The following is a 25757-nucleotide window of genomic DNA, read 5'->3' as shown; positions in this document are numbered from 1 at the left end:
TCTCTCACAGGATCAGGGTATACAGGCCGACAAGGCAGATCAGCAGGCCAAACTGCGCCAGTGGCGGGTTCCACACGAACCGCCACAGGTTGAACCATGACAGTACCGCCCGCAGTGCCAGCAGCGTGCACAGTGCCAGCCCGAGATTCATGACGAAGGCGGAAACCAGCACGCCCTCCACATCCACGACCTGCCGCATCAGCCCGCCTTCCGTGTCCGGATAATGCCGTAATGCCGCAACCGTGGCGCCGCCGCCTGCCACCCCCGCAGTACCGCATTCAGCCCCGCCAGCAGGTTTATTGCCGCGACCTGCGTCTGCGGTGGCAACTGCGCCGCAGGGGCGGGCACGGCATCCAGCGCCTGTTGCAGGGGGGCGGTTACCGTCCACGGCGCGCGCAGCACCAGGGCGCGCAGGGCCAGTTCGGCCGCGGGGCGCAGCAGGGGATTCTTCTGCGCCTGAAGGGCATAGAGGCGTGCGCGTGCCAGCGCACCTTCCAGTTCCGCAAACGTGGCAAAGCTTTCCATCTGTCGGGCATGGCTGGCGGTGGCGGGCAGGCGGTCGGTCCAGAACTGCATCTGGGCCAGCCGGTCATAGGCGCGGGTCAGGCGGGTCGGGCCATCGGCCGCGCCCCGGCCGGCCATCTGGCGTTCCAGCGCGCGGACGATGCTTGCCCCCATCCAGAACCGCTGCCGGCGCGCCGAGGGCGGGAACAGCAGTACCAGGATGATGAAGGCCAGCAGGGCCGCCAGCAGGTAGAAGATGTTGCGGTTGAGGAATTCCGTCGGGTTGTAGCTCTGGTGGTTGTCCAGCCCCAGTATGGCAAAGAAAAAGACCCCGTAATTGAACCCGATCGCTGCCGTGGACGGGCGCATGAGCAGCAGGCAGGCGATGAAGGTCTGGGGCAGGAGCGTCAGCGCCAGGAAGGGCATGTCCGCCCCGTGCAGCAGCACGAAGAAGTTCAGCACCGCCGCCGCCAGCACGCTGCACGGCATGCCGATCACGGCCCCCATGCCAAAGCGCGCGGTATCCACGTTGGTGGCGGCCAGTGTCAGGGTCAGCGCGGTCTGGGCCAGGGCTACGGTCGCCCCCGGCAGCCCGGTCATGACGCACACCCCCGCCGCGAAGGAAAATCCCACCAGAACCCGCAACGCGCCCGTAAAGGCCAGCATGTAATTGGGCTGGACCGCAATATTGATGGTCTGGCTGAATTCGGGGTGCGGTTTTCCCTCGGCCAGCATGTCCTGCCCCGCATGCAGCCGCGTGCGCGCAGCAAGCATGCACGCCGCGCGTTCGATGGCAAATGCCTCGTCCCGGTTGGGGATATGGCCGGGCTGCGTGGCGCGGATCATGTCGAGCATGTGGAGCGTGAACCCGACCTGATCGGTGCGCAGGTCGGTCTGGCGCGCGGTGCGGGCAATGGCGTCCTCCACCACGGGGGCGATGCCGTCATGGCCGGCATGGCGGCCCAGCCCGCGCGCGCAGTCCAGCACCGCAAGCATGCAGGCCATGGCCAGCCGGGCGCCATTGGCCCGCAGGCCGCCCCGTTCCAGTTCCGTGCGGGCATAGGACAGGGGGGTGGTCAGGGCCAGCACGCGCGCGCCCAGCCGGATATCCGCCTGCGCTCCCCTGTCCTGCCCGTGCTGGAGGGCGGCGCGCGCGGTTTCGCTAATGGGGCGGGTCAGCTGTTTCAGCCCATCCGCCAGGCCCCGCCAGGCCGCGGGTGAGCCGGACAGGATATTGACCACCGCCACCGCAAAGACCCCAAGCGTGATGGCGGATGCGCGCGATACGGCGATGTTGAAGACATTCTGGGGCGTATCGATGCAGTTTACCGCCACCAGTGCCACGGTATAGCCCGACAGCAGGGCGGCGTAGGAGCGGAAGTCACGCTCCAGCGACCCCACGAACGCGCACGCCGCAAGCCACAGCGCCACACCGCCCAGGAATGGCCCGCGCTGCTGGTTCCACACCGCCACCAGAACGATGGACACACCCATGCCCACCAGCGTGCCCAGCAGCCGGTAAAAGGCCTTGGACAGCGCCTGCCCGCGCAGGGGCTGCGCCAGGATCATGACCGTGACGCCCACCAGCAGCGGATTGTCGAGCTGCAGCCAGAAGGCGGTGGCCAGCCCGAGCACCAGCGCGCACCACGTACGCAGGCTGAACCCGATCCATCCCGGCGGCAGCCTGTCCAGCCATGGCAGGAGCGCGCGTGTCCCGTCATGGATGCGCTGCATGTGACTGGCCTGTATCCCTGCCATGGCCTCCCTGACCGTCTGGTGGGTTCAAGGCGCTCAATACACTGAAAATAGCCGCCTATTCATAACAAATGATGTACAGCCATTTTTTTGCCGCACGGGGCCGGGTCAGGCGGGCGAGACCACGCGGTGGCGCACCACCTCACCCACGAAGATCAGCGCCGGGCTGCCCACATCCGCCGCACTGGCCTGTGCGGCCAGTGTGCCCAGCGTGCCGGTTATGACCCGCTGGTCGGGGCGGGTGCCACGCTCCACAATGGCGGCGGGCCAGTCGGGCGACAGGCCATGCTCCATAAGCCTGGCGCACAGGGCGGGCAGGGCGGACACACCCATGTAGATCACCACCGTCTGGCCCGCGCGTGCCATGCTGTCCCACGGCAGGTGCAGCGTGCCGTCGGCGCGGGCATGGCCGGTCACGAACAGGCAGGCCTGCGCGCAGTCACGGTGGGTGAGCGGAATGCCGGCATAGGCCGCACAGCCATTGGCCGCCGTGATGCCCGGCACGACCTGAAAGGGAATGGCGGCTTCCAGCAGCGCCTCGATTTCCTCCCCCCCGCGCCCGAACACGAACGGATCACCACCCTTGAGCCGCAGCACGCGCTGGCCCGCGCGCGCGCGGCGCACCAGTTCGGCATTGATCTCTTCCTGCGGCATGGTGTGTCTGTTGCGGCGCTTGCCCACGAACACCAGTTCCGCATCACGGCGCACCCGGTCCAGCAGGCCGGGGGAGAGGAGCTGGTCATATAGGACGCAGTCTGCGTTCTGCATCATGTGCAGCGCGCGCAGGGTCAGCAGGTCCGGGTCACCCGGTCCCGCGCCAACCAGCCAGACCTCGCCGCGCGGGGTGGTACTGGCCAGGATGTCGTCCAGTACCGCGCGCGCGCGCGCCGTGTCGCCCGTGCGCGCGGCCTGCGCGCCGGGGCCGTCGAGGAAGGTTTCCCATACCTGCCGGCGGCGCGATATGTCGGGGCAGGCCGTGCCAACGTGTTCACGCTGCTGCTGCATGAATATGGCCAGCGTGCCGGTGCCTTCGGGTATGGTGCTTTCCACCTGTTCGCGCAGGCGGCGCGCCAGCACGGGGGCGGCCCCCCCGGTCGAGATGGCGATGCGCACCAGCCCGCGATGGACCTGCGCGGGGGTGATGAAAGTGGAAGGCTGCGGGTCATCCACCGCGCAGACGGGAATGTTCGCCGCGCGTGCCAGCCCCGCCACGATGCGGTTGACCGCGCGGTCATCGGTTGCGGCATAGACCAGCCTGCAGCCGGGCAGCGTGGCGCGCAGGGTGGCCTCATCCGCGCTGGTGGCAATGTGGGTGATCGTGCCGTCTTCCTGCCATGCCCGCATTTCCTCATCCAGCCGTGCGGCAATGACGTCCACCCGCGCATGATGGGCCAGCAGCAGGCGCACCTTGTTGGCGGCGATCATGCCGCCCCCCACCACCAGCACCCGGACATTGTCCAGCCGCAGCGCAATGGGGAACCATGCGGGTTCGGAACTATCGGTCATGCACTCAAACAGCCGGGCGGGCCGGCATCCTGTAGCTTGGGGAAAGAGGGGCCGTTCAGCCTGCTCGGGGCAGGGCTTGGGCGGGTATCAGTGGGAGGCGACGTTCTTCAGCCCTTCGGCATAGCCCCAGCGCGCCCATGTCGAGCGGTCCTTGACCGATCCCGGCGTGTTGGTGGCGCATGCGGCCAGTGACAGCATGATGGCACAGAGACCAAGGACGGGAAGAAGACGGGCCAAAAAAACCTCCTGCACAACGCAATCGCTCCCATAGCAGAAAAGCCGTGCCTTCACCACGCCAATACGTGAAGGACCTGCGCGTGCGCGCGTCTTCACACCGTACGGGCAAAAGGTGATAAGCAACCCGTCCCGGTCCTGCGCCGTGCAGGCCACAGCCCGTGAAGGGGAAAAAAAGGGAATGCAGCCGATGGAAACCATCAGCACCGTGGCCGGACTGCGCGCGTGCGTACGGGCCTGGAAACGCGAAGGCGCGCGGGTGGGGGTGGTGCCGACCATGGGTGCGCTGCATGCGGGCCACCTGTCACTGGTACAGGCGGCGCGTGCGCGGATGGATCGTGTCATCACCACGGTTTTCGTCAATCCCATCCAGTTCGACAATGCCGATGACCTGGCAACCTATCCCCGCACGCTGGCGGAGGATGGCCGCCTGCTGGCGCAGGCTGGGGTGGATGTGCTGTATGCCCCCACGGCCGCTGAAATGTATCCGCCCGGCTTTGCCACGCGCATTACCGTGGCGGGGGTATCCGCCGGGCTGTGCGGGGGGGTGCGGCCGGGGCATTTTGATGGCGTGGCGACGGTCGTGTGCAAGCTGTTCATGCAGACGCTGGCGGATTGTGCCTTTTTTGGTGAAAAAGACTTCCAGCAGGTGCAGGTGATCCGCCGCATGGTGGCCGACCTTGACCTGCCCGTCGAGATCGTGGCCTGCCCCACCCGGCGGGAGGCGGATGGGCTGGCCCTGTCTTCGCGCAACCGGCGGCTGGTCCCTGCGGCCCGGCAGGCTGCCGCCGTACTGCCGCGCGTGCTGGCGGCATGCGCATCCGACATCGCGGCGGGGGGCGATGTGGCGGCCGCCCTGCTCGGTGCCCGGGACCGGCTGGCCGCAGCCGGTTTTGACCCGGTCGAGTATGTTGAACTGCGCGCAGCGGCGGATCTTCAGCCCCTGGCCATCCTGCCGCCGGGCACGCCCGCGCGCCTGCTGGCGGCGGCGTGGCTGGGGGATGTGCGGCTGATCGACAACATGCCGGTACCGCCACAGGGTGGTTGATCGGTAAAGGTAAAAGCTTTCGGGTGCCGCCTTTTTTTAAGGCACAGCGGTTTTTGAAGCTTTTTGAAAAAAGCTTCACCAAAAACTTTTACAATTTACAGGCGATTGCGTGGGGCTTCAGGCCTCGATGTGGCGGGCTTCGTCGGGCAGCATGATGGGAATGCCGTCGCGTACCGGAAAGGCCAGCCCCGCGCGCTTGCTGATCAGTTCGCCCGCCTCACGGTCATACACCAGCGGGCCCTTGGTCACGGGGCAGACAAGAATGGACAGCAGCCGGGGATCGAGCGGGGGGGCGGTCGGCTTTTCGGTCATTGCGGCATATCCCATGCAGAAGTTGCGATCATATGGACAAAACGGATTACGATGGGGATGCACCCTCGTCGGGTTCCTGTCCAGTCCCGTCCAGCAGGCTGCGCAGGATCTGCGCGCGCGCGGCAGGCGTTGGCGCCTCCAGCATCATCTGGCGCGGCGCGGTGCCAAAGGGGCAGATCATGGGCAGGGTGACAAGCAGGGCCGCGTCATCCATCTGGCGCAGGGCGTCCCACTGGGTGCTCACGCCCTGTGCCTCGCAGAAATCATGCAGCGCGTTGAGCAGGCCCTCCCGGTCAAAGGGAATATCGTCCTCGCTGTCCGTCAGGTCGGACACGAAGGAGGATGCGTCGATCCGCGCCACCCGGTAGCCCCGGCGCAGTCCCGTCTCGCGCAGCAGCCGGAAGCGGGCGATGCCGGTCAGGGTAATGGCGTAGGTGCCGTCCTCGCGCTCGGTCATGGTGGTAATGCGGCCGATGCAGCCGATGCCGTACAGTGGCGGCGTTGTGCTGTAGCCGTCATCCATGCCCGCTTCCTCGGCATCGGGCGGGATGCTGGCGTCCATTCCCTCAAGCGGGCGGGGCTGGATCATGCCGATCAGGCGGCTGGTCGCCAGTGCGTCCTCCACCAGCGCGATGTAGCGTGGTTCGAACACGTTGAGCGGCAGCCGCCCCTGCGGCAGCAGCAGGGCTTCATCAAGCGGGAACAGGCCCAGCTCCGCCGGGAAGTCCGCCAGGGTCATATCCCCTATCTGCGGAATGTGGCGGGGAATGTCATCCATGATGATGACGGTCCCCCTTCCGGCATGGCGTGTCACGAAAACAGCAGCGAGGACATGCGCCGCCGGGCGACCAGGGTGTCGGGGTCGGTCTGGCCCCATGCCTCGAACAGGCGGATCAGCTGCTTGCGCGCCGCGTCATCATTCCACTGCCGGTCCTCTTTCATGATGGTCAGCAGTTCATCGGCGGCTTCCGCCCGCTTGCCTGCCGCGTTCAGGGCCGCGGACAGTTCGAAACGGGCGGCGTAATCCTTCGGGTTGGCGGCGATGCGTGCGCGGATTTCCTCGGCTTCCTCCGCCGCCTTGCGGCCTTCGCGCTTGAGTTCGAGCGCTGCCCTGGCCCCCGTGATCTCGGCATGCTCCGCAATGGCGGCGGGGGCGTCGTTAAGTGCGGTTTCGGCCCCTTCCTCATCCCCCATCTCGATCAGGGCGCGGGCAAGCCCGCCCCATGCGGCGGGATTTTCGGGCTCGATCTCCAGCACCTGCGAGAACAGGGCGGCTGCGGCCTCGGCGCGGCCTTCCTCCATGTCCGCGCGGGCGGCATTGATCAGGTCGGCGGCGGGCAGGGTGCCCCCGCCCGCGGATTTCAGCACGTTCTCGATAAAGCGGCGGACCTCGCTTTCCGGCTTGGCGCCCTGGAACAGGTCCAGGATCTGCCCCTGCCAGAAGGCGGCCACAAGGGGGATGGACTGCAGCGGCAGGCCGATCTGGGTCAGCTGCTGGGCCAGCGCGCGGTTGGCTTCCACATCAACCTTGACCAGCCTGACCCGGCCGCCCGCCGCGCGCACCACCTTTTCCAGAACGGGGGTCAGCTGCTTGCACGGGTTGCACCATGGTGCCCAGAAATCGACCAGCACCGGCATGTCGCGGCTGGCTTCCACCACATCGCGCATGAAGGTGTTCTGCGTGCCGTCCATGACCGGGTCGGGCCGCCCGCCCGGGGGCGTGGCCACTGCCCCCCCTGCCGGACGGGAACTGTCATGCCGGGGCGTCTGGCCGATAATGTAGTCCATCTGGTCGTATTCCTGTCGGTCTGGCGGCCAGCAGGCGAGACGGGGCGATCCATCCGCCCGCTTCAAGCCCGTGATGGCCGGTTTGCATCCATACTGACATACTAGATTGGCATTCCCGGCCATAGTCGCAACCATCTGGTGGGGTGAGGAAAAAAACTTCCCGGAAAACCATTTTTCCCCCTTGCGTGGTCCGGGGCTTTGCCGTAAACACCCCTTCACCGGCACGGAGCGCGGGCGTAGCTCAGGGGTAGAGCACAACCTTGCCAAGGTTGGGGTCGTGGGTTCGAATCCCATCGCCCGCTCCAGGTTTCTACAGGAAGCCAGCCGGATACGGGGAAGCCGCCATCAGGGCGGCTTTCGTCGTTTCAGGACTGCCTGATGCGACTGTCCCTTCTTTTCCTGTCACATGAATACAAACCGTTCCGGCCCTGCTGCCTGCGACCATGCCCGGTCAGGCCCCCTGCGCCAGAGGGCAGGTGTCGCGCATCGGGCCGGAGCGACAGGCAACGGGTGTGTCTGGCTCCGGTTTGGCAGGGCTGCCGTGAGGGATATGTCCGTATCCATGCGCCAGGCCAGCGCTTCATTCCTGTCCGTAACATTTTATGGGGTAAGATGCGCATGGGAATACGGCACCCGGCGGGAAGGCGCCGCCACGGCATGCTGCTTGGCCGTAATGTACTGATTGGAACGGCAGGAATGGAAGATGCTGTTGTGAATGGATCTGAACATAAAATAAAAACAGAATATCCATATTGTCATATTGTAAATAATGACCTTGAAATTCAGGGGGTATGATTCAGGATGCTAGCGTATTCAGGTTTTGCTGTGGGCCTTGTCCTGCCGTTTCTGGCGGTGCTGGGGCCGCTGCCCTGGCTTTCTTCCGGTACGCTTGTCATCGGTGGCATTCCGGCTGCCCTGGTCTGGCTGTTTGCCTGCCTTCCGCTGACTTCCCTGTGCATGGCCGTGGCATGGAAACTGGAAAAACGGGGCCGTCAGGACAGGGATGACTGAAATGCGCGTGGCATCCACGGTTTTTATTGCCATTATCGTGCTGTCCTTTGTCGTGGCGCTTGTGTCCCGGCGCAACCATGCGCACCAGAACAGCCGGGACTTCTTTGCCGCGTCCGGCCAGTTTGGCGGGGTTCTGGTTTTCCTGCTGGCGGTGGGTGAGACCTACAGCATTGGCAGCATCATGGGGTTTCCGGCCGGGGCCCTGCATGATGGCATACCCTTTGTGGGCTGGTTCCTGGGGTATATCCTCCTGGCCTATCCCGTGGGGTATTTTCTCAATCCCCTGATCTGGAAGGCGGGCAGGCGGGCGGAGGCACTGACGTTCGCTGATCTGTTCAGGACCTGTTTCCCAAGCCGTTTTCTTGAAATCGCCGTGACCCTGAGCGCCATTTTTTTCATGCTGCCCTTTGGCGAACTCCAGATGGCGGGGCTGATCGCCACGATTGGTGAATTCCACTGGCCGTTCTCCCCCGTGGTCATTGCGGGCGGGTGCGCCGTGCTGACCTTTTCCTGGCTTGCGCTTTCCGGTGTGCGGGCACCGGCCTTCGTATCCGCCATAAAGGACAGTATCGTTATTCTTGCCGTCGTGTTCATCAGCATTGCCGTGCTGCGCCATGAGTCATGGCATGGGCTGGTTCAGGCCAGCCGTTCCATGAAACCGGCCACGGCCGGGGACAATGTGCATACCATCACCACCATCATCATCCAGGCCCTTGGCTTCTGTGTTGCGCCACAAAGTATTGCTTTTCTTTTTACGGCGCGATCGTCGGGCATCGTCCGGCGCAACCAGATCCTTATGCCGCTTTATATGCTGATGTTCCCGCTTCTGCTGCTTTGTACGCTGTATGCCAGTGCCACAGGACTGCCGCTGAGCGGGAAAAACACGGTTTTTATCGATGTGGCCCTGGCCCTGCTGCCATCCTGGGGCCTGGGTCTGGTCATGGCGGCCTGTGCATTGTCCGGGCTTGTCATTCTGGCCGGTATCTGCCTGTGTATCGGGTCGCTGGTGTCACGTAACCTTGTGCATGGGCTGCCCGACAGCCGGCAGAAGACGTGTGCCAAGCTTGTCATAACGCTGTATCTGGTTTTTTCCGTTTATACGGCCATGCATTTTTCAGTACTCATGCCGGTTCTGACAACGGTCTATTATCTGGGTATTGTCCAGTTCTTTCCCGCGGTGCTGTGCGTATGTCTTGAGCTGAGGGTTCCATCGGGCTTCGTCACGGCCGGTTTTCTTGCGGGGGAAGCCGTGTCGGTCGGGCTGGCGTTTTCCGGTGTGCCGGTGGGCAATGTGAATCCTGGCTTTATCGGTCTTGTACTGAATGCCGGCATGGTGGCGCTGGGGCTGGCTGCCAATGCTTCCCGGCCCGTGCCACGGCGCTGAATCGTACCGCCCGGCCGGCCTGTCCGGCAATAAAGGAAAAGAGCCGGGTATCGCCTTTATTAAAAAAGGCGATATTTTCCTGAATCGTTTATTGTCCGGGCAAAGGCTCACTCATCTCCGGGCACGCCGTAGGATGGCGCGGACAGGGGATTGAGGCACCGGGTCACGTAATCATTCATCTGGGGCCGCCATACCGTCCACAGTTCGGCCAGACGGTCGATGGGGGCCTCGTCCCAGTCCACGCGCAGGTCAACCAGTGGCCAGTCCTGCTCTGCCACCACGATCATGCCCGCCGAACGCACCGGCCCCGCCTCGCCCCCGGCGGCAAGCCCGGCGCGCATGGCCACAAGCAGGCGTTCACCCAGCGGCAGGCTTTCATCCGATTCATCAAACGCACGGGTCACGGCATCCGGCACGCCTTCCTGCGCCAGCAGGTTGCCGGCCGATGCGACATTCGCCCGGGTGGAAACCGCATGGCAGCCCAGGGTGTGCGCGCCAGACCAGACGGCCGTGTCGCCCCGGGCATCAAGGATGGCCAACTGGCGGAACTGCGCAAACGCGGCATTCTGCACCAGGATGTCGCGGCACTGGGTCGCGGTGGCGCCCCGCGCCATGAGGTCCAGCCCCTGTGGCCCCAGACGGGGGTCGGTTATGTTCTGTGTGGCCACCACGCCCACGCCCGCCCGTGCAAAGGCGCAGCGGCTGGCCACGGCGGGGGAGGAAGATGAAACGGCAATGCCGAACTGCCCTGTCCGGGCGCATCGGGCGATGATGGAAAAGGTCATTGTCTGTCCGGGTCCTTATGGCAGGATGGGCGGGTGTCCAGCCCGTCGTGACGGGCCGGGCAGTGTTCTGGGCGTTACTGGCAGAGCCTGTCCACGACCCCTTCAAGGAACAGGTCGCACCGGTCGAGTTCGGAGCGTGTGATGTATTCATCCGCCTTGTGGGCGCGGTTGATCGATCCCGGGCCGCAGACCACGCAGGCAACCCCCAGCTTTTCCTCGAACAGGCCGGCCTCGGTTCCGAAATCGATGACGGTGGTGCTGTTCTGCCCCGCTTCATGCAGCGCCAGTGAGCAGATATCCGTACCCGGCGGGCTGTTCAGCCCCGGATAGGCGTTCATGACCTCCAGCGTGATCGTGCCGCCGCCCACTGTCCCGATCACGCCGGCGGTGGCTTCCTTCAGCCAGGTTAGGTACGCCGCCCCATCCTGTGTGGGGACAAGCCGCATTTCAGCCGTGACCGTGCACAGGTCCGGCACGATGTTCAGCGCGCAGCCGCCCTGTATCAGGCCGGCCTGCACGGTGGAAAAGGGCACGGTGAAACGGGTGTCATGGGTTTCGGTGGCGCGGATATGCTCCTGCAGCCGGTCCAGTGCTTCCACCATGCCCGCCGCCAGACGGATGGCGTTCCTGCCCAGGAAGGGATTGGCGGAATGGGCGGCCTCACCCCGGCAGATGATTCTGAAGGCGATCTTGCCCTTGTGGGCAATGGCCACCCGCATTTCGGTCGGCTCGCCAATGATGCAGCCATCCACCTCTGTCCCGGCGCTGTCCAGCGCCCGGAGCAGGGAGTGCACGCCCAGGCAGCCCAGTTCCTCATCATAGGAAATGGCCAGATGCAGGGGGCGCTTCAGTGGCCGCGTGGCGGCCCTGGCGGCACTGGTGAGCATGCAGGCCAGGAAGCCCTTCATGTCGCTGGAGCCCCGGCCGTACAGCCTGCCATCGCGTTCGGTCAGGACAAACGGGTCCGCTGTCCAGTCCTGTCCGGCTACCGGCACCACGTCGGAATGGGCGGACAGGACGATACCGCCCGCCACGTCCGGGCCGATGGAGGCAAACAGGCTGGACGCATCGGGCCGGTCGCCGGGAATGCGCCGGATGCGTGCGCCGATGCGGGCAAGAAACGTTTCGATCCAGTCGATGATGGCGCCGTTGGGTTCCCCGCATACGCTTGGAAAGGCGACAAGCTCGCGCAGGGTACTGGCTGTCGGCGTCATGGTCTTTCCTTTCCGCGTGGGCAACATGGGCAGTCGGCAGGCTGCATCATGGCCGGATATGTCCCTGATCGACAATCGGGAGAGTCCGCCTGGCGGATATTATTTTTCTATCCAGTATATGAATAATAACGAAGCTGCTGCGGTACTGAAAACTGGTTCTTGAAAAGACAACCTGTTTAAATCAAACATACAGCCGCCAGCCATGGCCCGCACCACCTGTAACCCGGCGGGCTGTACTGCCGGTATGGCGGGTTCTATACTTTTTTCCAGCCATGGACCCGCAGGGGCGTACCCTGCGGGCGGCCCATATCGCTGCGGCCGTGTGGGAAGAACGGTTTCTGGTTCATTTCGGATGACAAAGGATCGGTAAGTGTCAACTGACGTCAAACATATTCCCGAAGCTGTCTTGCGCGCGGAGGTCCAGCGCTTCCTGACCGGAGCCGGTGCCCGCGCGGAAGATGCCGAACAGACCACGCGGGCGCTGCTGCATGCATCGCGCATCGGGGTGGACAGCCATGGCGTGCGGCTGTGCCGGTATTATGCGGACCTGTTGCAGGCGGGCGTGATGAACGCCCGCCCCACGCGGGTCATGCGCCGCACCGGACCCGCGGCTGGCGTGCTGGATGGGGATGACGGACTGGCGCATGGCGCCTCCTACCAGGCCATGGATGAAGCGGTGGACATGGCGGCCACCTGTGGCATCGGGGCCGTGGGCGTCGTGCATTCAACGCATTTTGGCGCGGCGGGTGCTTATGCCGTGGAAGCCGCGCACAGGGGCATGATCGGTCTTGTCACGACCAATTCCCTTTCGCTGGTCAGCCTGTTCGGGGGGGGGATCGCCTTCCATGGCACGAACCCCATTGCCATGGCGGCCCCGGTGCCGGACAGCAGGCCGTGGCTGCTGGACATGGCCACGTCCTCCATTCCCTTCAACCGGGTGCAGCTTTACCGCTCCCTTGGCCTGTCCCTGCCCGAGGGGACGGCGGTCGATGCGCAGGGCCATCCCACGACCGACCCGGCAAGGGCCAGTTTTCTCCAGCCGCTGGGCGGCCCGGAATTCGGCTTCAAGGGGGCGGCGCTGGCCGGTGTCGTGACCATCCTGTCCGCCATCCTGCCCGGCGCCACGCTCGATCCCGACATCCTGCCCGATGCACAGGCCAGGCAGCGGCGGGAGCCTGCCAATATCGGCCATTTTTTCATAGCCATCGACCCTGCGCGCTTTGTCGGGCGCACAGGCTATGATGCCGCCATCACCCGTTATCTTGAGGTGTTGCGCGCCTCTCCGGCCGTCGACCCGAAGCGTCCGGTCATGGCACCGGGTGACCGGGAATGGGCCGAGGCCGAAAAACGTGCCCGCCTTGGCATTCCGGTCGACCCGGATACGCTGAAGGCACTGGGGCTGTAACTGCCGGCGCGGGGAAGGGATGCCGCCTTCCCCGTACGCCAGGCCGGGGGTCAGAACCGGGTGGGGCGGGCGTAATCGCGGGCGTGGTAGATCAGGGCTTCCGCCGTGCCTGCGGCGGCCTGCTCCACCAGGCCGAAGAACAGGCGGTGCGTACCCATGAGCAGGCTCTGGCTGACGCGGCATGAAAAGGCCGCTGCCGCTCCCTTTAGGCATACATGCCGCCCGGACCCGTTATCGGTCCATTCCGCCTGACTGAACACCTGCCCGGCAGGGAGGGGGGACGAACGGCCGAACAGGTTGGCCACGGGGTGCTGGTCGCCGGCCAGGATGTTCAGGCTGAACACGCCGTTCTTCTGGATATGCAGGCTTAGCGGAGAGGTGTCCTTTACACTGACCATCACAATTGGCGGTTCCGCCGAGATGGAGGCAAAGGCGCTTACGGTACGGGCGATGCGGCCTGCTGGCCCCCACGTTGCGACAACGGAAACGCCGGTGGCGGCATGGGCCATGGCGGCAACGAACTGTTCAGGTGTTTCCAGTCCGGGTGTTTCCAGTTCTGGCGCAAGCGGGTTCATGCTGTTTTTCCCTGTTTTCCGGCAGTGTTGCAGTATGGGGTGACTTCATCCCATCCAGACAGTAAAGTGCAAATAATTATTGCATAATTCATGCTTAACTTTTTCCGTTTCAATCCATTTTTTATTTTAAAATGATAAAGACTATATAAGGATAAGGAAAAAACTATCTTTACCTGAAAGCAATGATAAGCCTATCCTGAAATGGAAAATTGTTCTGCTTGCCCCACATCGTGGAGATATGAACCAATGGATAACCATGAACATGCGATGCGGGTGGACCTGGCTGCGTCTTTCCGCATGGCCGCACGGCTGGGTTTTCATGAAGCGGTTGCCAACCATTTCAGCGCCGCCGTGTCCGAAGATGGCAGCCGTTTTCTCATCAACCCCAAATGGCGGCACTTCTCGCGCATCCGCGCCAGCGACCTGATCCTGGTCGATACCAGCAGGCCGGGTGACGCGGCAACCTATGACCTGGACCCCACGGCATGGGCCATCCACGGCCAGCTGCACACCCTTAATCCCAGGGCCCGCGTGGCCATGCATCTGCACCCCATATACGCCACGACGGTTTCCACGTTCGAGGACCCGACAATCCTCCCCATCGAGCAGAATACCGCACGCTACTTCCGCCGTGTTGCCATTGACGGGATGTACGGCGGCATGGCCGACAGTGACGCCGAGGGCGCGCGCCTTGTCACGGTGATGGGTGACAGGTCCCGCCTCATGATGGGCAATCATGGTGTCATGGTCGTGGCCCCCACGGTGGGGGAGGCATTTGATGACATGTACACGCTGGAACGTGCTGTGAGTGCTGGTTGTAATCTCCCCAAATGTGCTGGTTGAAAATTCCCCAGTTTGAGGACTGTGCGTGATCGTCATGGGGGCATGCCCCCATGACGATCACGCGGCACATTTATCCCTGCTGATGCCAAAGGAAGGGCGAGCAGGTGATAGGACTCAGGGAGGTCGTTTTGATCCAGGAACTCAAAAGACAGGGGCTCAGCATCAGCGCCATCGCGCGCCAGACAGGGCTCGATCGCAAGACAGTGAAGAAGTATCTGGCCAATGGGCTGGAGACTCCAGCCTATGCACCGCGTAAACCGGTGGCCAGCGCAGCAGAACCTTATCGAACCTATCTGTTGGAGCGGATGGCAAGTTATCCCGGACTTTCATCGCGCAGGCTGCATCGTGAAATTCGCGACATGGGATATGACGGTGCCTATTCATCGCTGACGGAATATCTCCGGCAAATCCGCCCCCCGCTGCCCAGGCCTTATGAGCGGCGCTTCGAGACCGGAGCCGGCGTTCAGGCGCAGGTCGATTTTGCGGAATTCCAGACAGTCTTCACCGGCGAGCCAGGCATCGTGCGCAAGGTCTGGTTGTTCAGCATGGTGCTGGGGCACAGTCGCTGGCTGTGGGGACGTTTCTGCCCGAACCAGGGTCTGGAAACAGTGATGCGTTGCCACATCGCCGCCTTCGAGGCGATGGCGGGCTGCTGCACGGAAATTCTCTACGATCGCATGAAGACCGCTGTCATCGGTGAGGATGATGCGGGCGTGGTGACCTACAATGCCTCGCTGGTGGCGCTTCTGGCCCATTATGGCAGCGCCCCCAGAGCCTGCCAGCCCTATCGCGCCAAGACCAAGGGCAAGGTCGAGCGACCCTTCCGCTACATCCGTCAGGACTTCTTCCTTGGCCGCAGCTTCCATGATCTCGATGACCTCAACGCCCAGTTCGACGTCTGGCGCGCGGATATCGCCAACGCGCGGGCACATGCCACCACCGGGCGGATCGTGCAGGAGCATTTTGCACAGGAGCAGCCCCATCTGCATCCATTGCCTGCCCTGCGCTACGATGCTGTTCTGAGCGTCGAGCGGCGGATCAGCCGCGAGGGGATGGTGGCGGTGGCCGGCAATTATTACAGTGTGCCTGACACTGCCCGCCGTCGCGTGGTCGAGATCCAGCACCATACACATGAAGTCCTGATCTTCAATGCTGTCGTCGTCCACATCGAAGGTGCCAGCTATCGCCTGCGCCAGCATGCCGATCTGATCCCCGAGCATACACGGGCCCACGCCAATCTGATGCCACCGGCAGCGCCAAAGCGCCGCGGTAGGCCCCCAAAGCATGGAGCTATCGATCACCTCAATGGCTGATCACCATATCCGTGCTGGGGAATTTTCCGACAGCACATGTGGGGAATTTTGAAACAGCATTTACACGTGCCTGCCAGATCTTCGTGACAGCCTGCGCCACCGGGCGCAGGCTGTCCGTCCTGTCCGACGATGTGGCGGAAAAGACAGCCCGCGACTGGGAGGGCATTACGGATTTTTCAATCCGGCACTTTGAGGAAATGAAACTGATCCTGGATAAGGAAGAGCCGGATTACCGCGACTGACGCGGCAGGACTCCCTGGGAACGTCGCCTTTATTGGAAAAGGCGACACCCGGGAGAATTTCCTACTTCTGTCAGTAGCCCGTGTTCCCGCCCTCCAGCCGGGTCAGGGCATGTGCCAGCAGGTCGACCAGTCCGTCGCGGTCTCCCTGCATCATGATCCGGCAGTTGGGGTCACGGCCGTCACGGTGCCGTTCCGATAGGGCGGCCACGCTACGCCCGTAATCCAGCGCGGATGTGCAGTCCACCTGGACATGGCCCGCAACGCCGCTGAACAGGTCGGGCCGTAGCAGATGGGCAATGACACAGGGGTCATGCAGCGCCGGGTCGCCGTGGGCATAATCGTCCAGCATCCGCACCATCATGCGCGCCGGGTCGGTGGCGTGGCACCGCATCGCCGCCATGCGCCCGGCCGGCACGGTCATCCGCCGGGTCACATCCAGTCCGAACATCGTCAGGTTTCGGCCGGTTGACAGGACAACATGCGCCGCATGCGGATCGACATGAAAGTTGAACTCGGCAGCCGGCGTGATGTTGCCGGGCACACAGGCCGCGCCACCCATGAACACGATCTGTTCAAGCTGTTGCGCCATGTCGGGTGCCTTGAGCATGGCAAGGGCGATATTGGTCATTGGTCCCAGGCAGCACAATGTGATCGCACCCGGATGGCGGCGGACGGTTTCGATCAGGAAATCAACGGCATGGACATCGGGGGCAGCCGGCGCCACGTCTTCCGGCCGGATGCTGCCCAGCCCGTCCGTTCCGTGAACGCTCGCGGTCCGGCCGGTCCGGTGCATGATGGGACGTGAACAGCCGGCATGAACGGGAATATCGGGCCTGCCCAGCATCTGCATGACCCACTGCGCGTTACGTGTCGTTTTTTCAAGCGGAACGTTACCGGCAACCGTGGTAATGCCCAGAATTTGTATGGCATCGGGCGCGGTGGTGGCCAGCATCAGGGCCAGGGCGTCATCAACACCGGGGTCACAGTCCACAATGATCTTGCGCGGTTGTGTTGTCATGTCCTGCTTCCGGTTGCGATATCGGGGGCTGCATTTCCGATTGGGCGGCAATGACCATCTACGGGAAGTCACATCCTATGCACCGGCTGGTGCGGTCCTGATCATCGGCTCCGGTCATGTGCCGTATGGGCGCGGGAAAATACATATGTCCTGTATCATTGATCATGAAGCCGTGCATGAATTATTTCATAATTCCAAATTATGTTTTTACTTATTGATGGAAATGGAAAACCTGTACTAACTCGGAAGTCCATTCCCTGAAGAGCGAGCATGTGATGACAGAGCTTCCCCCCACGGTAACCCATCGCCGTATCCGTCCCTTCAACACCAAGGATACCTATCCCGAACAGAATCTGGATAATGATCTGTGCCAGGCCGTCGTGGCGGGGAACACCGTGTACCTGCGTGGCCAGGTGCCGCAGGATCTCGACACGCGTGAGAACGTGGCCGTGGGCGACCCGGTGGGCCAGACGGAAAAAGTGGCGGAAAACATTGCCCTGCTGCTCAAGGAAGCCGGTGCCGAGATGCGGCATATCTGCAAGGTCACGGTCTATCTGACCGATATCCGCTACCGGCAGGATGTCTACCGTACTCTGGGGCGCCACTTCCGCGGCGTGTTTCCCGTGTTTACCGGGCTTGTGGTGGTTGCGCTTGCACGGCCTGAATGGCTGGTGGAAGTGGATGTCATTGCGGTCAAGGACTGACCGGCCATGACCGGGCGGGCGGGCTGAAGCGGCCCGCCGCTGCGCGCCCCGGCCCTTTCCGGGGCGTATCCGCCCGCCGGTGGGCGGTGGACAGCACGCCGCCCCGCCTTTGTCTGCATAAACGGGCGGGCGGGGCGGATGGCTGTGGGTTCAGTAGCGTTTCTGGCGGTCGACCAGACCTTCGGGTGTCCTGCCTGCCTGGAAATTGCGGATCGTGTTGATAACGCTTTCCGCACCGCTTTCAGGATGGGTGTTGCTGGCGATATGCGGTGTGATGATGACGCCGGGGTGATCCCACAGCCGGGAATCGGCCGGCAGGGGCTCGGGGTCGGTCACGTCCAGCACGGCCCAGCGCAGGTGCCCGCTATCCAGCGCGGCCAGCAGGTCATCCGTTACGACCTGTGGCCCACGGCCGGCATTGATCACGCTGGCACCTGCGGGCAGCCTGGCAAAAAGCGCATTGTTGAACAGCCCGCGTGTCTGCGGGGTAAGCGGCAGGAGCGATATCAGGATATCGGTTTCGGCCAGGAAGGCATCAAGCTGTTCGTTACCGACGAACATCGAGACCCCGTCCACGTCCTTGTGGCTTCTGTTCCACCCGCGCACGTTGAACCCCAGCGCGCGGATGGCCGCCGCGCATGGAATGCCCAGCGTGCCCATGCCCATGATCCCGACACTGGTCCTGTCGGCCCGCCGTTCGGTATGGGGCTTCCACAGATGCTGCATCTGCTGGGTGCGGTAGAGGGGCAGGTCACGATGGGTGGCCAGCACGAAGGCCGTCACATATTCCACCATACCTGCGGTCAGCGACGGTTCGATCATCTTCACCAGCCCCACATGGTCGGGGAAGGTTGACAGATCGAACTGGTCCACCCCGGCACCAAGGGAGAAGACCAGCCTGAGATTGGGGAACCGCGTGAACAGGTCGGGTTCCGGGCGCCACATGGCTATGTACTCGACATCGGCCGGGTCGCCATAATCGGGATAGAAGTGGAATGGCATGTCCGGCATCAGCCGGTGGAACACGTCCTTCCAGTGCCGTTCGCGCTTCTGGTCCAGTTTCAGTACAAAAGACATGCGGGCCTTTCCATCATGCTGCCGTTCGCCCCGGACAACCCCGTTCATGCTGCCGGGCATGGGCTGATACCATGCCCGGCCCGCACTACAGGATCATCATTTTTTTACGTGCCGGTTTTCCGGGCGCGCAAGCCCCAGGTTCTCACGCAGGGTCGTGCCTTCGTATTCCTTGCGGAACAGGCCGCGGCGCTGCAGTTCGGGCACCACCTTTTCCGTGATGTCGGTCAGGCTTTCGGGCAGGACCGGCAGCGCCATCATGAAGCCGTCACTTCCGCCCTTGCTGACCCATTCCTCCATCTGGTCGGCCACGCCAGAGGGCGTGCCATAGAAGATGACCTTGCTGCGGTTGTACTGGCGGCAGATTTCGCGCAGGGTCAGCCCCTTGCGGATCAGGCCCACGATCTCGTTGAAATAGACCTGATGGAAGTTTGAACGCTCGGGAATCCGGTGCTCGGGTACCGGCTCATCCAGCGGCAGGTCGGACAGGTCGGTTTCCAGATCGGTCTTGAGGTACATGAGACCAACCTCGATCGGGACGGTGGCCTGCCATTTGGCCCATTTCTCGCGTGCGGCTTCCTCGCTTTCGCCCACCACGATCGAGACGCCCGAAAGCACCTTCAGTGAATCCTGCGAGCGCCCGTAGCGCGCCATCCGGCCCTTGAGATCGGAATAGAAGGCCTGGGCCTCGGCCAGCGTGGCACCGGTGCCGAACACGACTTCCGCCGTGCGGGCCGCGAATTCCTTGCCCGCCTCGGATGCGCCGGCCTGGAAGATGACCGGCTGCCCCTGCGGCGAGCGGCGCATGTTCAGCCCGCCATAGACGCGGAAGAACTCTCCCTTGTGGTCAAGCACATGGAATTTCTCCGGGTCGAACATCCGGGCGTTGGCCTTGTCGAAGATGAAGGCATCATCTTCCCACGTATCCCAAAGCGCCTGGACGATTTCCAGGCATTCGGAAGCCTTTTCATAACGCCTGTCATGTGGCGGCAGGCGGTCAAGCCCGAAGTTGCGTGCCGCGTAGTCATTGGCCGTGGTCACCACGTTCCATGCCGCGCGCCCGTGGCTGATATGGTCAAGCGACCCGAAAAGCCGGGCGATGTTATAAGGCTCGTAGAAGCTGGTGGAGGCGGTTGCGCCAAGGCCGATATGCTTGGTGGACCCGGCCAGCGCCGCCAGCAGCGTGATCGGTTCCATCATGTTCATGTAAAGTGGGGAGCGCGTCCAGAAATCAAGGTTTTCCGTGCGTGCGGCCGGTGTATCGGCCAGGAAGAAGAAATCCAGCTTGCCAGCTTCGGCCTGCTGGATGATGCGGCGGAAATAATCCACATCGGTGGCCGCATTGTCCTGCGCCGACGCCAGCAGCCAGGCTGCTGAATGATAACCATTGGCTTCAAAGAGACCACCAAGAACCATATGTTGGCCGGTCTGTTTCATTTTACAGCTTCCTTTATGACCAGGCACAGCAGGTTACCGCAGAAAGCCGGTGACTATTGTAATTGCCGGTGCCGTTACGAACAAGAAAAGAATGCGCGACGGCCGGAAGACGGTAAACCCTATTTTTTTTAACTCATTGGATCAATGCAGACTTGTTACGGGCAGGGATCATGCAGGAACGGATTTTCCATATCAGGTCCGCAAAAAATATTATTACTGCGTCGAAACGCAGGCATGTCAGGATCAGTATGGTTGTGTCTATGCCCTGATGCTGTTCATATAATTCCAGATGGGCAATCTTTCCTCCCGCGGTAGGCGCTCGGCCAGAGAGGACGTTTCATGATAGGTATGAATGTGGCAGGTTTCAGTATGTCACCTGATTCGCATAATAAAGATCAAATAAATTGCTGGACATCCGGCCTGGCACCGGACCCTTCCGCGCACAAACTGCAGGTACAGGGGCTGTACAAGGCCTACGGGCAGACGCTGGCGCTGGACCGGGTTGACCTGCATGTCGCGGCGGGGGAATTCGTGACCCTGCTGGGGCCGTCGGGTTCGGGCAAGAGCACGCTTCTGCAGCTGATCTGCGGGCTGACACCACCAAGCGGGGGCAAGCTGCTCATTGATGGCCGGGACCAGACCTTCGCCCCCCCGGCGCAGCGTGACATTGGCGTCGTGTTCCAGAATTACGCCCTGTTTCCCCATCTGTCCGTGGGTGAGAACGTGGCCTTCCCGCTGCGTATCCGCAAGGTGGACAGGGCTGCCATGGCCCGGCGGACCGAGGCGGCGCTGGAGATGGTCGGCCTGCATGGCTATGCCGCGCGCATGCCGGCGGAGCTTTCGGGCGGCCAGCAGCAGCGCGTGGCCCTGGCGCGGTGTCTGGTCTACCGTCCCTCGCTTATCCTGATGGATGAATCCTTTTCCGCGCTGGACCGCAACCTGCGGCTGGTCATGCAGGACGAGGTGCGGCGCATCCACCGTGAAACCGGAACGTCCTTCGTGTTCGTCACCCACGATCAGGAGGAAGCCATGACGATGTCCGACCGGATCTGTCTCATGAACCAGGGCCGGATCGAGCAGTTCGATACACCGCGCGCGCTGTATGCCACGCCGCGCACGGTTTTTGCCGCCAACTTCATCGGGGCATCCACCATCCTGCATGGCGTGGTGCGCGCGGGCGGGGTGCTGGCAACCGCAATGGGCGATATCCCGCTGCCGCATGCGTGTTCCGCCCCGGCGGGCACGAAGGGGGCCGTGGTGCTCCGCCCCGAGAACCTGGCGCTGGGCCCGGCACAGGATTCGGGTCTGGGCGGCACCGTGCAGGACGTGACGTTCAACGGTCCCGACCAGCGTGTCGTCTTCCGGCTGCGCAATGACGAATGCGTCATCATCCGCGCGCCCGTGGGCATGGCGCTGCATGCGGGCCAGCCGGGCAGCCTGCAGTGGGAGCCGGGCGACGGCCATTTCATTCCATGCTCCTGAGCCTGCATTCCAACGGTAAGGATCTGGATTATCCATGCTTCTGACGCGACGAGCGATGCTTGCCACTGGTGCGGCGGGGGGACTTCTGGGTGTGGCACGGCGGGCACGGGCGCAGGGGGTCTCGCACCTGACGGTGGCGGATGTGGGGGCCGAACCCTCGGTTGCCATGCGCCGGGCCTTCTATGAACCCTTCGAAAAGGAGACCGGCATCGCGATTACGGCGGTGCCCCATGCGGCGGACCCCGTTACGCAGTTCAAGCTCATGGTTGATGCCCGGTCCTATATCTGGGATGTCTGCATGCTCAATTCGGAGCATGTGGCCCGGCTGGACCGTGAGGGGCGGTATTTCGAACCCCTGAACATCGCACCGGCGGAAACGGCGGATTTTATCCCCGGCATGACCACGGATACATGGCTGGCCTTTTCCGTCTATGCGGTCATGATGGCGTGGCAGAACAGCCACTTCCCGCAGGGCGGGCCGCGGAACTGGCCCGAATTCTGGGATGTGAAGCGCTTTCCCGGTCGGCGCGGGCTGTGCCGCTCACCCGCCGCCACGATGGAACTGGCCCTGCTGGCCGATGGCGTGGCCCCCGATGCGCTGTACCCGCTGGATGTTGACCGCGCCTTCGCCTCCCTGGCCCGGCTGCGCGACAATGTTGCCATCTGGTGGGCCAGTGGTGCGCAGAACACCCTGTTGCTGGAAAGTGATGAAATCGACCTGTCCGATACATGGTCATCGCGCGCGCAGGCGGCACGGGCCAGCGGTGCCCCGATCACGCTGGTCTGGAACGGCCTGTATGTGGCCGATGGGTGGTCCGTTCCCATTGGCTGCCCGCGTGCGGATATTGCCCGCGCTTTCGTGCGGTACTGCATGCGGCCCGACCGGCAGGCGGTCTATGCCATCCATAGCACCAACGGGCCGACCAACAGGCGGGCCTTTGACTATATGCGGCCCGAAAACGCGGCGCTGCTGCCAACATCGCCAGACAATTTCAAGGGACTGACCGGGTTCAATGCACAATGGTGGGGCGAGAACAGCAAATGGGTTTCGGAACGTTTTGAAGAATTCCTGCTTGAATGAGGATGGAAAACGCCAATGAAAGCAATGCCTGAAAAGCTGTCCGCCCCCGGCCTGCCCATGGCAGGGTGGGGCAGGCGGCTTCTGCCCTATGCGCCTGTGCTGCCGGGCGTGCTGTTTCTGGCCGTGTTCCTGATCCTTCCCCTTGTGCAGACGGCATGGAGCAGCATTCACGATCCGGCCAGTGGCAGGCTCAGCCCGGTCGAATTCGTACGTGTGTTCCAGATCCCGGCCTATCGCCAGGTGCTGTGGAACACGGTGTGGGTCGGGCTGTGGTGCACGCTGTTCTCGGTTGGCATAGGCTACCCGGTTGCATTCTGGCTGGCCACGACATCGGAGCGGACGCGCCGGCGCGCGCTGTTCCTGATCATGGCGCCTTTCTGGACCAGTGTACTGGTCCGTAATTTCACATGGCTTGTCCTGCTGGGCCGGCATGGGCCGGTCGCGGGCTTCATGCGCATGGTCGGGCTGCACGGGGCGGACAGCCTTCTGTTCAACCGCCCGCTGCTGATTGTGGCCATGCTGTATGTGCTGCTGCCCATGGCCATCATTTCCATGCTGCCCGCGCATCGCAGCATAAGTCGGCAATGGCTGGATGCCGCATGTACCATGGGTGCCGGCTGGGCCGACCTGTTCTGGCGTGTCTACATGCCGCTGACCCTGCGGGGCACGGCGGCGGCGGCACTGCTTGTTTTCCTGTCGGCGCTTGGCTTTTTCATCACGCCCATGCTGCTGGGCGGGCGGCATGACGTCCTGCTGGGGGAGCTGATCATCCTTCAGATCGACCGTCTGCAGAACTGGAATTTCGGTAATGCGCTGGCGGTGATCATCGTGCTGGCTGGTGGAATTGCCATCCTGCTGACCAACTGGCTGTTCGATCTTTCCGGCACGGCGTCGCGCCGCGCCGCGGTTTCGCGCGCGCCGGTCATTCATGACCGGCTGGCCCGTATTTCGGCCGTCATTGGCAGCCTTGTCCCCCGCTTCCTGTGGCCGGAGCGCCATGGCGGGACGTGCCTTGCCGTGTTTGCCTGGTCGGTCATCGCTTTTCTTGGTGTTCCCCTGCTGGCCATCGTGCCGATGGCGTTCACGCGGGATTCCTTTCTGGTGTTTCCGCCGCATCTGGGCACGCTGCGCTGGTTCGTAACCTATTTCCATGATCCGTTATGGATTTCCGCCACCCTGCGTTCGCTCAGGATCGGGTTCGGGGCGGCAACGCTGGCCGTTGTACTGTCCGGGCTTGCGGCATTCGGCATCGCGCGCATGAAGGGACGGATGGCGGGTCTGGGAATCCTGGCCTTCATGGTGCCGCTGGCGGTGCCCCCCATTGTCATTGCCCTGGCACAGTTCGGCCTGTTTGCCCGCGTCTCCATGATCGCTACCGATAGCGCGATCATGCTGGGGCATACCGTGCTGTGCATGCCCATTGTCTTTACCATCCTTCTGGGTGGTTTCCGTTCCTATAACTGGCAGCTTAACCAGGCGGCGGCCACGCTGGGTGCAAGGATGCCGCAGATCCTGGGCCATGTGCTGCTTCCGCTGCTGCGTCCGGTTCTGGTTGCGGGGTTTGTGGCGGGGTTCCTGACGTCCTTTGATGAACTGACCATCGCGCTGTTTCTGGGGGGCGGGCTCAAGACCACGCTGCCCAAGCAGATGTGGGATGCCGTCCTGCTGGAGGTCAGTCCGCTGCTTGTCGCGGTATCGGTTGTCATGATGCTTCTCATAACGGTGCTGTTCGTGATCATGGAAAGCATGCAGCGCAACAGGGCGACGCCATAGGATGCATGCGGGCACAGTCGGCCGATAAAGACAGGATAAGGATTTCCGGGCGCCGTCCTTTCCGCAAGAAGGCGGCGTTTCCTTACATTTTTTCGGAACGGGCTGCCATCCGGGGACAGGGGCGGCCGGAAACCCCGCTACCGCCCGGCCGCATCATGTACGCGGCCTGCCGCGCGCCAGAAGGGTGCCTGGACGGGGAGGAATATGGCGGGGGCGGTCTCAGTTCGTGAAATCAGGGCCGACCATGCCGGGAATGTGGGAATCGGAGATACAGGTCATGCAGTGGTCTTCGAAGCTTTTGAGCAGCCGCGACTTGCGGACGCTGGCGGGCGTTGCAATGCCCATGACCATGGCACGCTGTTCCCCCGCAATGCGTAACCTGACGACCCGGCGGCCATCCAGCGCCAGATCCGAGCGTGGCCGGACATTGGCCAGCGTATAGCCGTAGCCATTGGCCACCATGGTCCGCACCACTTCCTGATGGGCGGAATATGAGTACATTTTCGGCTTCAGTTTCTCACGGAAGAACAGCGCCAGGAAATATTCACGGCTCAGTGGCAGGTCCAGCAGGATCAGTGGTTCCTGCGCCAGCTCGGCCAGCTCCACTTCCTGGCGTCCGGCCAGCGGATGGTCCTCGCTGACCAGCGCATGCGGGGCCAGGCTGGCCAGCGGCACGAAATCGATCCCCTCGGGGATCAGCAGGTCATAGGTGACCGCGATATCGATCTCGGCCCGTTTCAGCTTGTCCAGCAGCAGTTCGTGATTGGCCTCGAACTGACGGATTTCCGTTCCCGGATAGGCGGCCATGAAACTGTGGGCCAGTTCGGGCATGATCATGGGGGCCAGGGTGACCATGGAACCGACCGTAAGCGGGCCACGCACCTGGTCCGTTGCATCGGAGGCCGAGGTGTAAAGCCCCTCGGCCATCTGGATGATGCGCTTGGCCTCGGCCACCAGCTTGTGGCCCGCAGGGGTAAGGGAAAGCCCCTGTGCGTGATGGCGGACAAAAAGCTGGACGCCCAGCTCCTGCTCCAGATGGCTGATCGCGGTCGAGATGGAAGGCTGGGAGATCGACAATCGCTCGGAAGCATGCCGGATGGACCCTGCCTCACCCGCAGCGATGAAGTATTCAAGCTGACGCAATGTGTAGCGCATGGTGCCGTCTGCTCCGTCACGAGGTCGCAAATGAGGCGCGACATGAGAAAATTTAGCCACAAAATCTTCTCGTTGTCACCTGCCGCGCCTGTTTTTGCATCCAGGTCCGCCCGA

General features: G+C 63.1%; 26 protein-coding genes and 1 tRNA gene. 13 read left to right on the top strand and 14 right to left on the bottom strand.

Annotation, left to right across the window (positions count from 1 at the left end; translation table 11 throughout):
- Positions 1-4: 4 nt before the first annotated feature.
- The 4 genes from GWK63_RS13525 to GWK63_RS13510 all read right to left on the bottom strand — a co-directional run bounded on the left by GWK63_RS13525 (position 5) and on the right by GWK63_RS13510 (position 4002).
- Complete coding sequence (locus GWK63_RS13525) at positions 5-199, bottom strand: DUF1656 domain-containing protein (RefSeq protein WP_007397564.1); 195 nt, start codon at positions 197-199, stop codon at positions 5-7.
- Positions 199-2262, bottom strand: a complete 2064-nt coding sequence (locus GWK63_RS13520) for an FUSC family protein (protein WP_007397565.1) — start codon at positions 2260-2262, stop codon at positions 199-201. Before GWK63_RS13520 ends, GWK63_RS13525 begins: the two co-directional genes overlap by 1 nt.
- Before the next feature lie 105 nt (positions 2263-2367).
- Entirely contained in the window at positions 2368-3765 is a 1398-nt protein-coding gene (cysG, locus tag GWK63_RS13515; protein WP_007397566.1) for a siroheme synthase CysG, read from the bottom strand.
- Between the two features lie 87 nt (positions 3766-3852).
- Positions 3853-4002, bottom strand: a complete 150-nt coding sequence (locus tag GWK63_RS13510) for a hypothetical protein (RefSeq protein WP_007397567.1) — start codon at positions 4000-4002, stop codon at positions 3853-3855.
- Positions 4003-4189: 187 nt separating this feature from the next.
- Here GWK63_RS13510 and panC point away from each other — a divergent pair, with 187 nt between their 5' ends.
- Positions 4190-5047, top strand: coding sequence for a pantoate--beta-alanine ligase (panC, locus tag GWK63_RS13505; protein WP_007397568.1), 858 nt, complete (start codon positions 4190-4192; stop codon positions 5045-5047).
- 117 nt (positions 5048-5164) lie between these two features.
- Here panC and GWK63_RS13500 read toward each other — a convergent pair whose 3' ends face one another.
- From GWK63_RS13500 to GWK63_RS13490, 3 genes are read right to left on the bottom strand one after another with little or no spacing between them, the layout of a single operon-like run.
- Positions 5165-5359, bottom strand: coding sequence for a Trm112 family protein (locus tag GWK63_RS13500; protein WP_034931738.1), 195 nt, complete (start codon positions 5357-5359; stop codon positions 5165-5167).
- 46 nt (positions 5360-5405) lie between these two features.
- Positions 5406-6173, bottom strand: a complete 768-nt coding sequence (locus tag GWK63_RS13495; RefSeq protein ID WP_007397571.1) for an LON peptidase substrate-binding domain-containing protein — start codon at positions 6171-6173, stop codon at positions 5406-5408.
- On the bottom strand, positions 6170-7147 hold the full coding sequence (locus GWK63_RS13490; protein ID WP_039998628.1) for a tetratricopeptide repeat protein: 978 nt from the start codon (positions 7145-7147) through the stop codon (positions 6170-6172). The genes GWK63_RS13495 and GWK63_RS13490 overlap by 4 nt, the downstream gene beginning before the upstream one ends.
- A gap of 230 nt (positions 7148-7377) precedes the next feature.
- Here GWK63_RS13490 and GWK63_RS13485 point away from each other — a divergent pair.
- From GWK63_RS13485 to GWK63_RS13470, 4 genes are all read left to right on the top strand, one after another.
- Positions 7378-7452, top strand: a tRNA-Gly gene (locus tag GWK63_RS13485).
- 352 nt (positions 7453-7804) lie between these two features.
- Positions 7805-7942, top strand: a complete 138-nt coding sequence (locus tag GWK63_RS13480; RefSeq protein WP_157771994.1) for a hypothetical protein — start codon at positions 7805-7807, stop codon at positions 7940-7942.
- Between the two features lie 6 nt (positions 7943-7948).
- Complete coding sequence (locus GWK63_RS13475; RefSeq protein WP_050800590.1) at positions 7949-8158, top strand: DUF3311 domain-containing protein; 210 nt, start codon at positions 7949-7951, stop codon at positions 8156-8158.
- On the top strand, positions 8151-9542 hold the full coding sequence (locus GWK63_RS13470; RefSeq protein ID WP_007397577.1) for a sodium:solute symporter family protein: 1392 nt from the start codon (positions 8151-8153) through the stop codon (positions 9540-9542). The genes GWK63_RS13475 and GWK63_RS13470 overlap by 8 nt, the downstream gene beginning before the upstream one ends.
- 107 nt (positions 9543-9649) lie before the next feature.
- Here the strand turns inward: GWK63_RS13470 and GWK63_RS13465 are convergent, their stop codons facing one another.
- The gene (locus tag GWK63_RS13465) at positions 9650-10327 is read right to left on the bottom strand and encodes a DUF1028 domain-containing protein (protein ID WP_007397578.1); all 678 of its coding nucleotides are present in this window, start codon (positions 10325-10327) and stop codon (positions 9650-9652) included.
- A gap of 74 nt (positions 10328-10401) precedes the next feature.
- Positions 10402-11541: an acetylornithine deacetylase gene (argE, locus tag GWK63_RS13460; RefSeq protein WP_007397579.1), complete on the bottom strand. Its 1140-nt coding sequence runs from the start codon at positions 11539-11541 to the stop codon at positions 10402-10404.
- 370 nt (positions 11542-11911) lie between these two features.
- On the opposite strand from argE, the gene GWK63_RS13455 reads away from it, so the two are divergent.
- A complete protein-coding gene (locus GWK63_RS13455; RefSeq protein ID WP_007397581.1) occupies positions 11912-12946 on the top strand; it encodes an Ldh family oxidoreductase in 1035 nt (344 codons plus the stop codon).
- A 50-nt stretch (positions 12947-12996) separates the two neighbouring features.
- On the opposite strand, the gene GWK63_RS13450 is transcribed toward GWK63_RS13455, so the two are convergent.
- Positions 12997-13521: a flavin reductase family protein gene (locus tag GWK63_RS13450; RefSeq protein WP_007397582.1), complete on the bottom strand. Its 525-nt coding sequence runs from the start codon at positions 13519-13521 to the stop codon at positions 12997-12999.
- A 246-nt stretch (positions 13522-13767) separates the two neighbouring features.
- On the opposite strand from GWK63_RS13450, the gene GWK63_RS13445 reads away from it, so the two are divergent.
- The 3 genes from GWK63_RS13445 to GWK63_RS13435 all read left to right on the top strand — a co-directional run bounded on the left by GWK63_RS13445 (position 13768) and on the right by GWK63_RS13435 (position 15919).
- Positions 13768-14364 (top strand): class II aldolase/adducin family protein, encoded by a 597-nt coding sequence (locus GWK63_RS13445; protein WP_112210128.1) that lies wholly within the window; start codon positions 13768-13770, stop codon positions 14362-14364.
- A 128-nt stretch (positions 14365-14492) separates the two neighbouring features.
- Positions 14493-15677, top strand: a complete 1185-nt coding sequence (gene istA, locus GWK63_RS13440) for an IS21 family transposase (RefSeq protein WP_408885786.1) — start codon at positions 14493-14495, stop codon at positions 15675-15677.
- Positions 15678-15760: 83 nt separating this feature from the next.
- Positions 15761-15919, top strand: coding sequence for a class II aldolase/adducin head domain-containing protein (locus GWK63_RS13435; RefSeq protein ID WP_166498074.1), 159 nt, complete (start codon positions 15761-15763; stop codon positions 15917-15919).
- Positions 15920-15989: 70 nt separating this feature from the next.
- On the opposite strand, the gene GWK63_RS13430 is transcribed toward GWK63_RS13435, so the two are convergent.
- On the bottom strand, positions 15990-16937 hold the full coding sequence (locus tag GWK63_RS13430) for a nucleoside hydrolase (protein ID WP_039998629.1): 948 nt from the start codon (positions 16935-16937) through the stop codon (positions 15990-15992).
- A 275-nt stretch (positions 16938-17212) separates the two neighbouring features.
- On the opposite strand from GWK63_RS13430, the gene GWK63_RS13425 reads away from it, so the two are divergent.
- Positions 17213-17641, top strand: coding sequence for a RidA family protein (locus tag GWK63_RS13425; protein WP_034929509.1), 429 nt, complete (start codon positions 17213-17215; stop codon positions 17639-17641).
- A 150-nt stretch (positions 17642-17791) separates the two neighbouring features.
- On the opposite strand, the gene GWK63_RS13420 is transcribed toward GWK63_RS13425, so the two are convergent.
- The gene (locus tag GWK63_RS13420; RefSeq protein WP_039998651.1) at positions 17792-18718 is read right to left on the bottom strand and encodes a 2-hydroxyacid dehydrogenase; all 927 of its coding nucleotides are present in this window, start codon (positions 18716-18718) and stop codon (positions 17792-17794) included.
- Positions 18719-18814: 96 nt separating this feature from the next.
- Positions 18815-20152 carry an LLM class flavin-dependent oxidoreductase gene (locus GWK63_RS13415; protein ID WP_007397588.1) on the bottom strand — a complete coding sequence of 446 codons (1338 nt, stop codon included), beginning with the start codon at positions 20150-20152 and terminating at the stop codon, positions 18815-18817.
- A 369-nt stretch (positions 20153-20521) separates the two neighbouring features.
- On the opposite strand from GWK63_RS13415, the gene GWK63_RS13410 reads away from it, so the two are divergent.
- Genes GWK63_RS13410 through GWK63_RS13400 form a run of 3 tightly spaced genes read left to right on the top strand, consistent with a single transcriptional unit; the run spans position 20522 to position 24488 of the window.
- Entirely contained in the window at positions 20522-21634 is a 1113-nt protein-coding gene (locus tag GWK63_RS13410) for an ABC transporter ATP-binding protein (protein WP_099963286.1), read from the top strand.
- A 34-nt stretch (positions 21635-21668) separates the two neighbouring features.
- The gene (locus GWK63_RS13405) at positions 21669-22715 is read left to right on the top strand and encodes an ABC transporter substrate-binding protein (protein WP_007397591.1); all 1047 of its coding nucleotides are present in this window, start codon (positions 21669-21671) and stop codon (positions 22713-22715) included.
- Positions 22716-22730: 15 nt separating this feature from the next.
- Positions 22731-24488: an ABC transporter permease subunit gene (locus GWK63_RS13400; protein WP_007397592.1), complete on the top strand. Its 1758-nt coding sequence runs from the start codon at positions 22731-22733 to the stop codon at positions 24486-24488.
- 219 nt (positions 24489-24707) lie between these two features.
- On the opposite strand, the gene GWK63_RS13395 is transcribed toward GWK63_RS13400, so the two are convergent.
- Positions 24708-25643, bottom strand: a complete 936-nt coding sequence (locus GWK63_RS13395) for a LysR family transcriptional regulator (RefSeq protein WP_034929521.1) — start codon at positions 25641-25643, stop codon at positions 24708-24710.
- Positions 25644-25757 lie beyond the last annotated feature (114 nt).

Source organism: Komagataeibacter rhaeticus, from assembly GCF_011611525.1.
Taxonomy (GTDB): Bacteria; Pseudomonadota; Alphaproteobacteria; order Acetobacterales; family Acetobacteraceae; genus Komagataeibacter; species Komagataeibacter rhaeticus.
The sequence above is the reverse complement of the archived record's forward strand: the minus strand, read 5'-3'. Positions and strand labels throughout refer to the sequence as shown.

Excerpts from the sequence above, each read along its gene's own strand:
- GWK63_RS13525 (WP_007397564.1), bottom strand. The coding sequence starts at position 199 with ATGCGGCAGGTCGTGGATGTGGAGGGCGTGCTGGTTTCCGCCTTCGTC.
- GWK63_RS13520 (WP_007397565.1), bottom strand. The coding sequence starts at position 2,262 with ATGGCAGGGATACAGGCCAGTCACATGCAGCGCATCCATGACGGGACA.
- cysG (WP_007397566.1), bottom strand. The coding sequence starts at position 3,765 with ATGACCGATAGTTCCGAACCCGCATGGTTCCCCATTGCGCTGCGGCTG.
- panC (WP_007397568.1), top strand. The coding sequence starts at position 4,190 with ATGGAAACCATCAGCACCGTGGCCGGACTGCGCGCGTGCGTACGGGCC.
- GWK63_RS13500 (WP_034931738.1), bottom strand. The coding sequence starts at position 5,359 with ATGACCGAAAAGCCGACCGCCCCCCCGCTCGATCCCCGGCTGCTGTCC.
- GWK63_RS13490 (WP_039998628.1), bottom strand. The coding sequence starts at position 7,147 with ATGGACTACATTATCGGCCAGACGCCCCGGCATGACAGTTCCCGTCCG.
- GWK63_RS13480 (WP_157771994.1), top strand. The coding sequence starts at position 7,805 with ATGCTGCTTGGCCGTAATGTACTGATTGGAACGGCAGGAATGGAAGAT.
- GWK63_RS13475 (WP_050800590.1), top strand. The coding sequence starts at position 7,949 with ATGCTAGCGTATTCAGGTTTTGCTGTGGGCCTTGTCCTGCCGTTTCTG.
- GWK63_RS13470 (WP_007397577.1), top strand. The coding sequence starts at position 8,151 with ATGACTGAAATGCGCGTGGCATCCACGGTTTTTATTGCCATTATCGTG.
- GWK63_RS13465 (WP_007397578.1), bottom strand. The coding sequence starts at position 10,327 with ATGACCTTTTCCATCATCGCCCGATGCGCCCGGACAGGGCAGTTCGGC.
- argE (WP_007397579.1), bottom strand. The coding sequence starts at position 11,541 with ATGACGCCGACAGCCAGTACCCTGCGCGAGCTTGTCGCCTTTCCAAGC.
- GWK63_RS13450 (WP_007397582.1), bottom strand. The coding sequence starts at position 13,521 with ATGAACCCGCTTGCGCCAGAACTGGAAACACCCGGACTGGAAACACCT.
- GWK63_RS13445 (WP_112210128.1), top strand. The coding sequence starts at position 13,768 with ATGGATAACCATGAACATGCGATGCGGGTGGACCTGGCTGCGTCTTTC.
- GWK63_RS13430 (WP_039998629.1), bottom strand. The coding sequence starts at position 16,937 with ATGACAACACAACCGCGCAAGATCATTGTGGACTGTGACCCCGGTGTT.
- GWK63_RS13425 (WP_034929509.1), top strand. The coding sequence starts at position 17,213 with ATGACAGAGCTTCCCCCCACGGTAACCCATCGCCGTATCCGTCCCTTC.
- GWK63_RS13420 (WP_039998651.1), bottom strand. The coding sequence starts at position 18,718 with ATGTCTTTTGTACTGAAACTGGACCAGAAGCGCGAACGGCACTGGAAG.
- GWK63_RS13415 (WP_007397588.1), bottom strand. The coding sequence starts at position 20,152 with ATGAAACAGACCGGCCAACATATGGTTCTTGGTGGTCTCTTTGAAGCC.
- GWK63_RS13410 (WP_099963286.1), top strand. The coding sequence starts at position 20,522 with ATGTCACCTGATTCGCATAATAAAGATCAAATAAATTGCTGGACATCC.
- GWK63_RS13405 (WP_007397591.1), top strand. The coding sequence starts at position 21,669 with ATGCTTCTGACGCGACGAGCGATGCTTGCCACTGGTGCGGCGGGGGGA.
- GWK63_RS13400 (WP_007397592.1), top strand. The coding sequence starts at position 22,731 with ATGAAAGCAATGCCTGAAAAGCTGTCCGCCCCCGGCCTGCCCATGGCA.
- GWK63_RS13395 (WP_034929521.1), bottom strand. The coding sequence starts at position 25,643 with ATGCGCTACACATTGCGTCAGCTTGAATACTTCATCGCTGCGGGTGAG.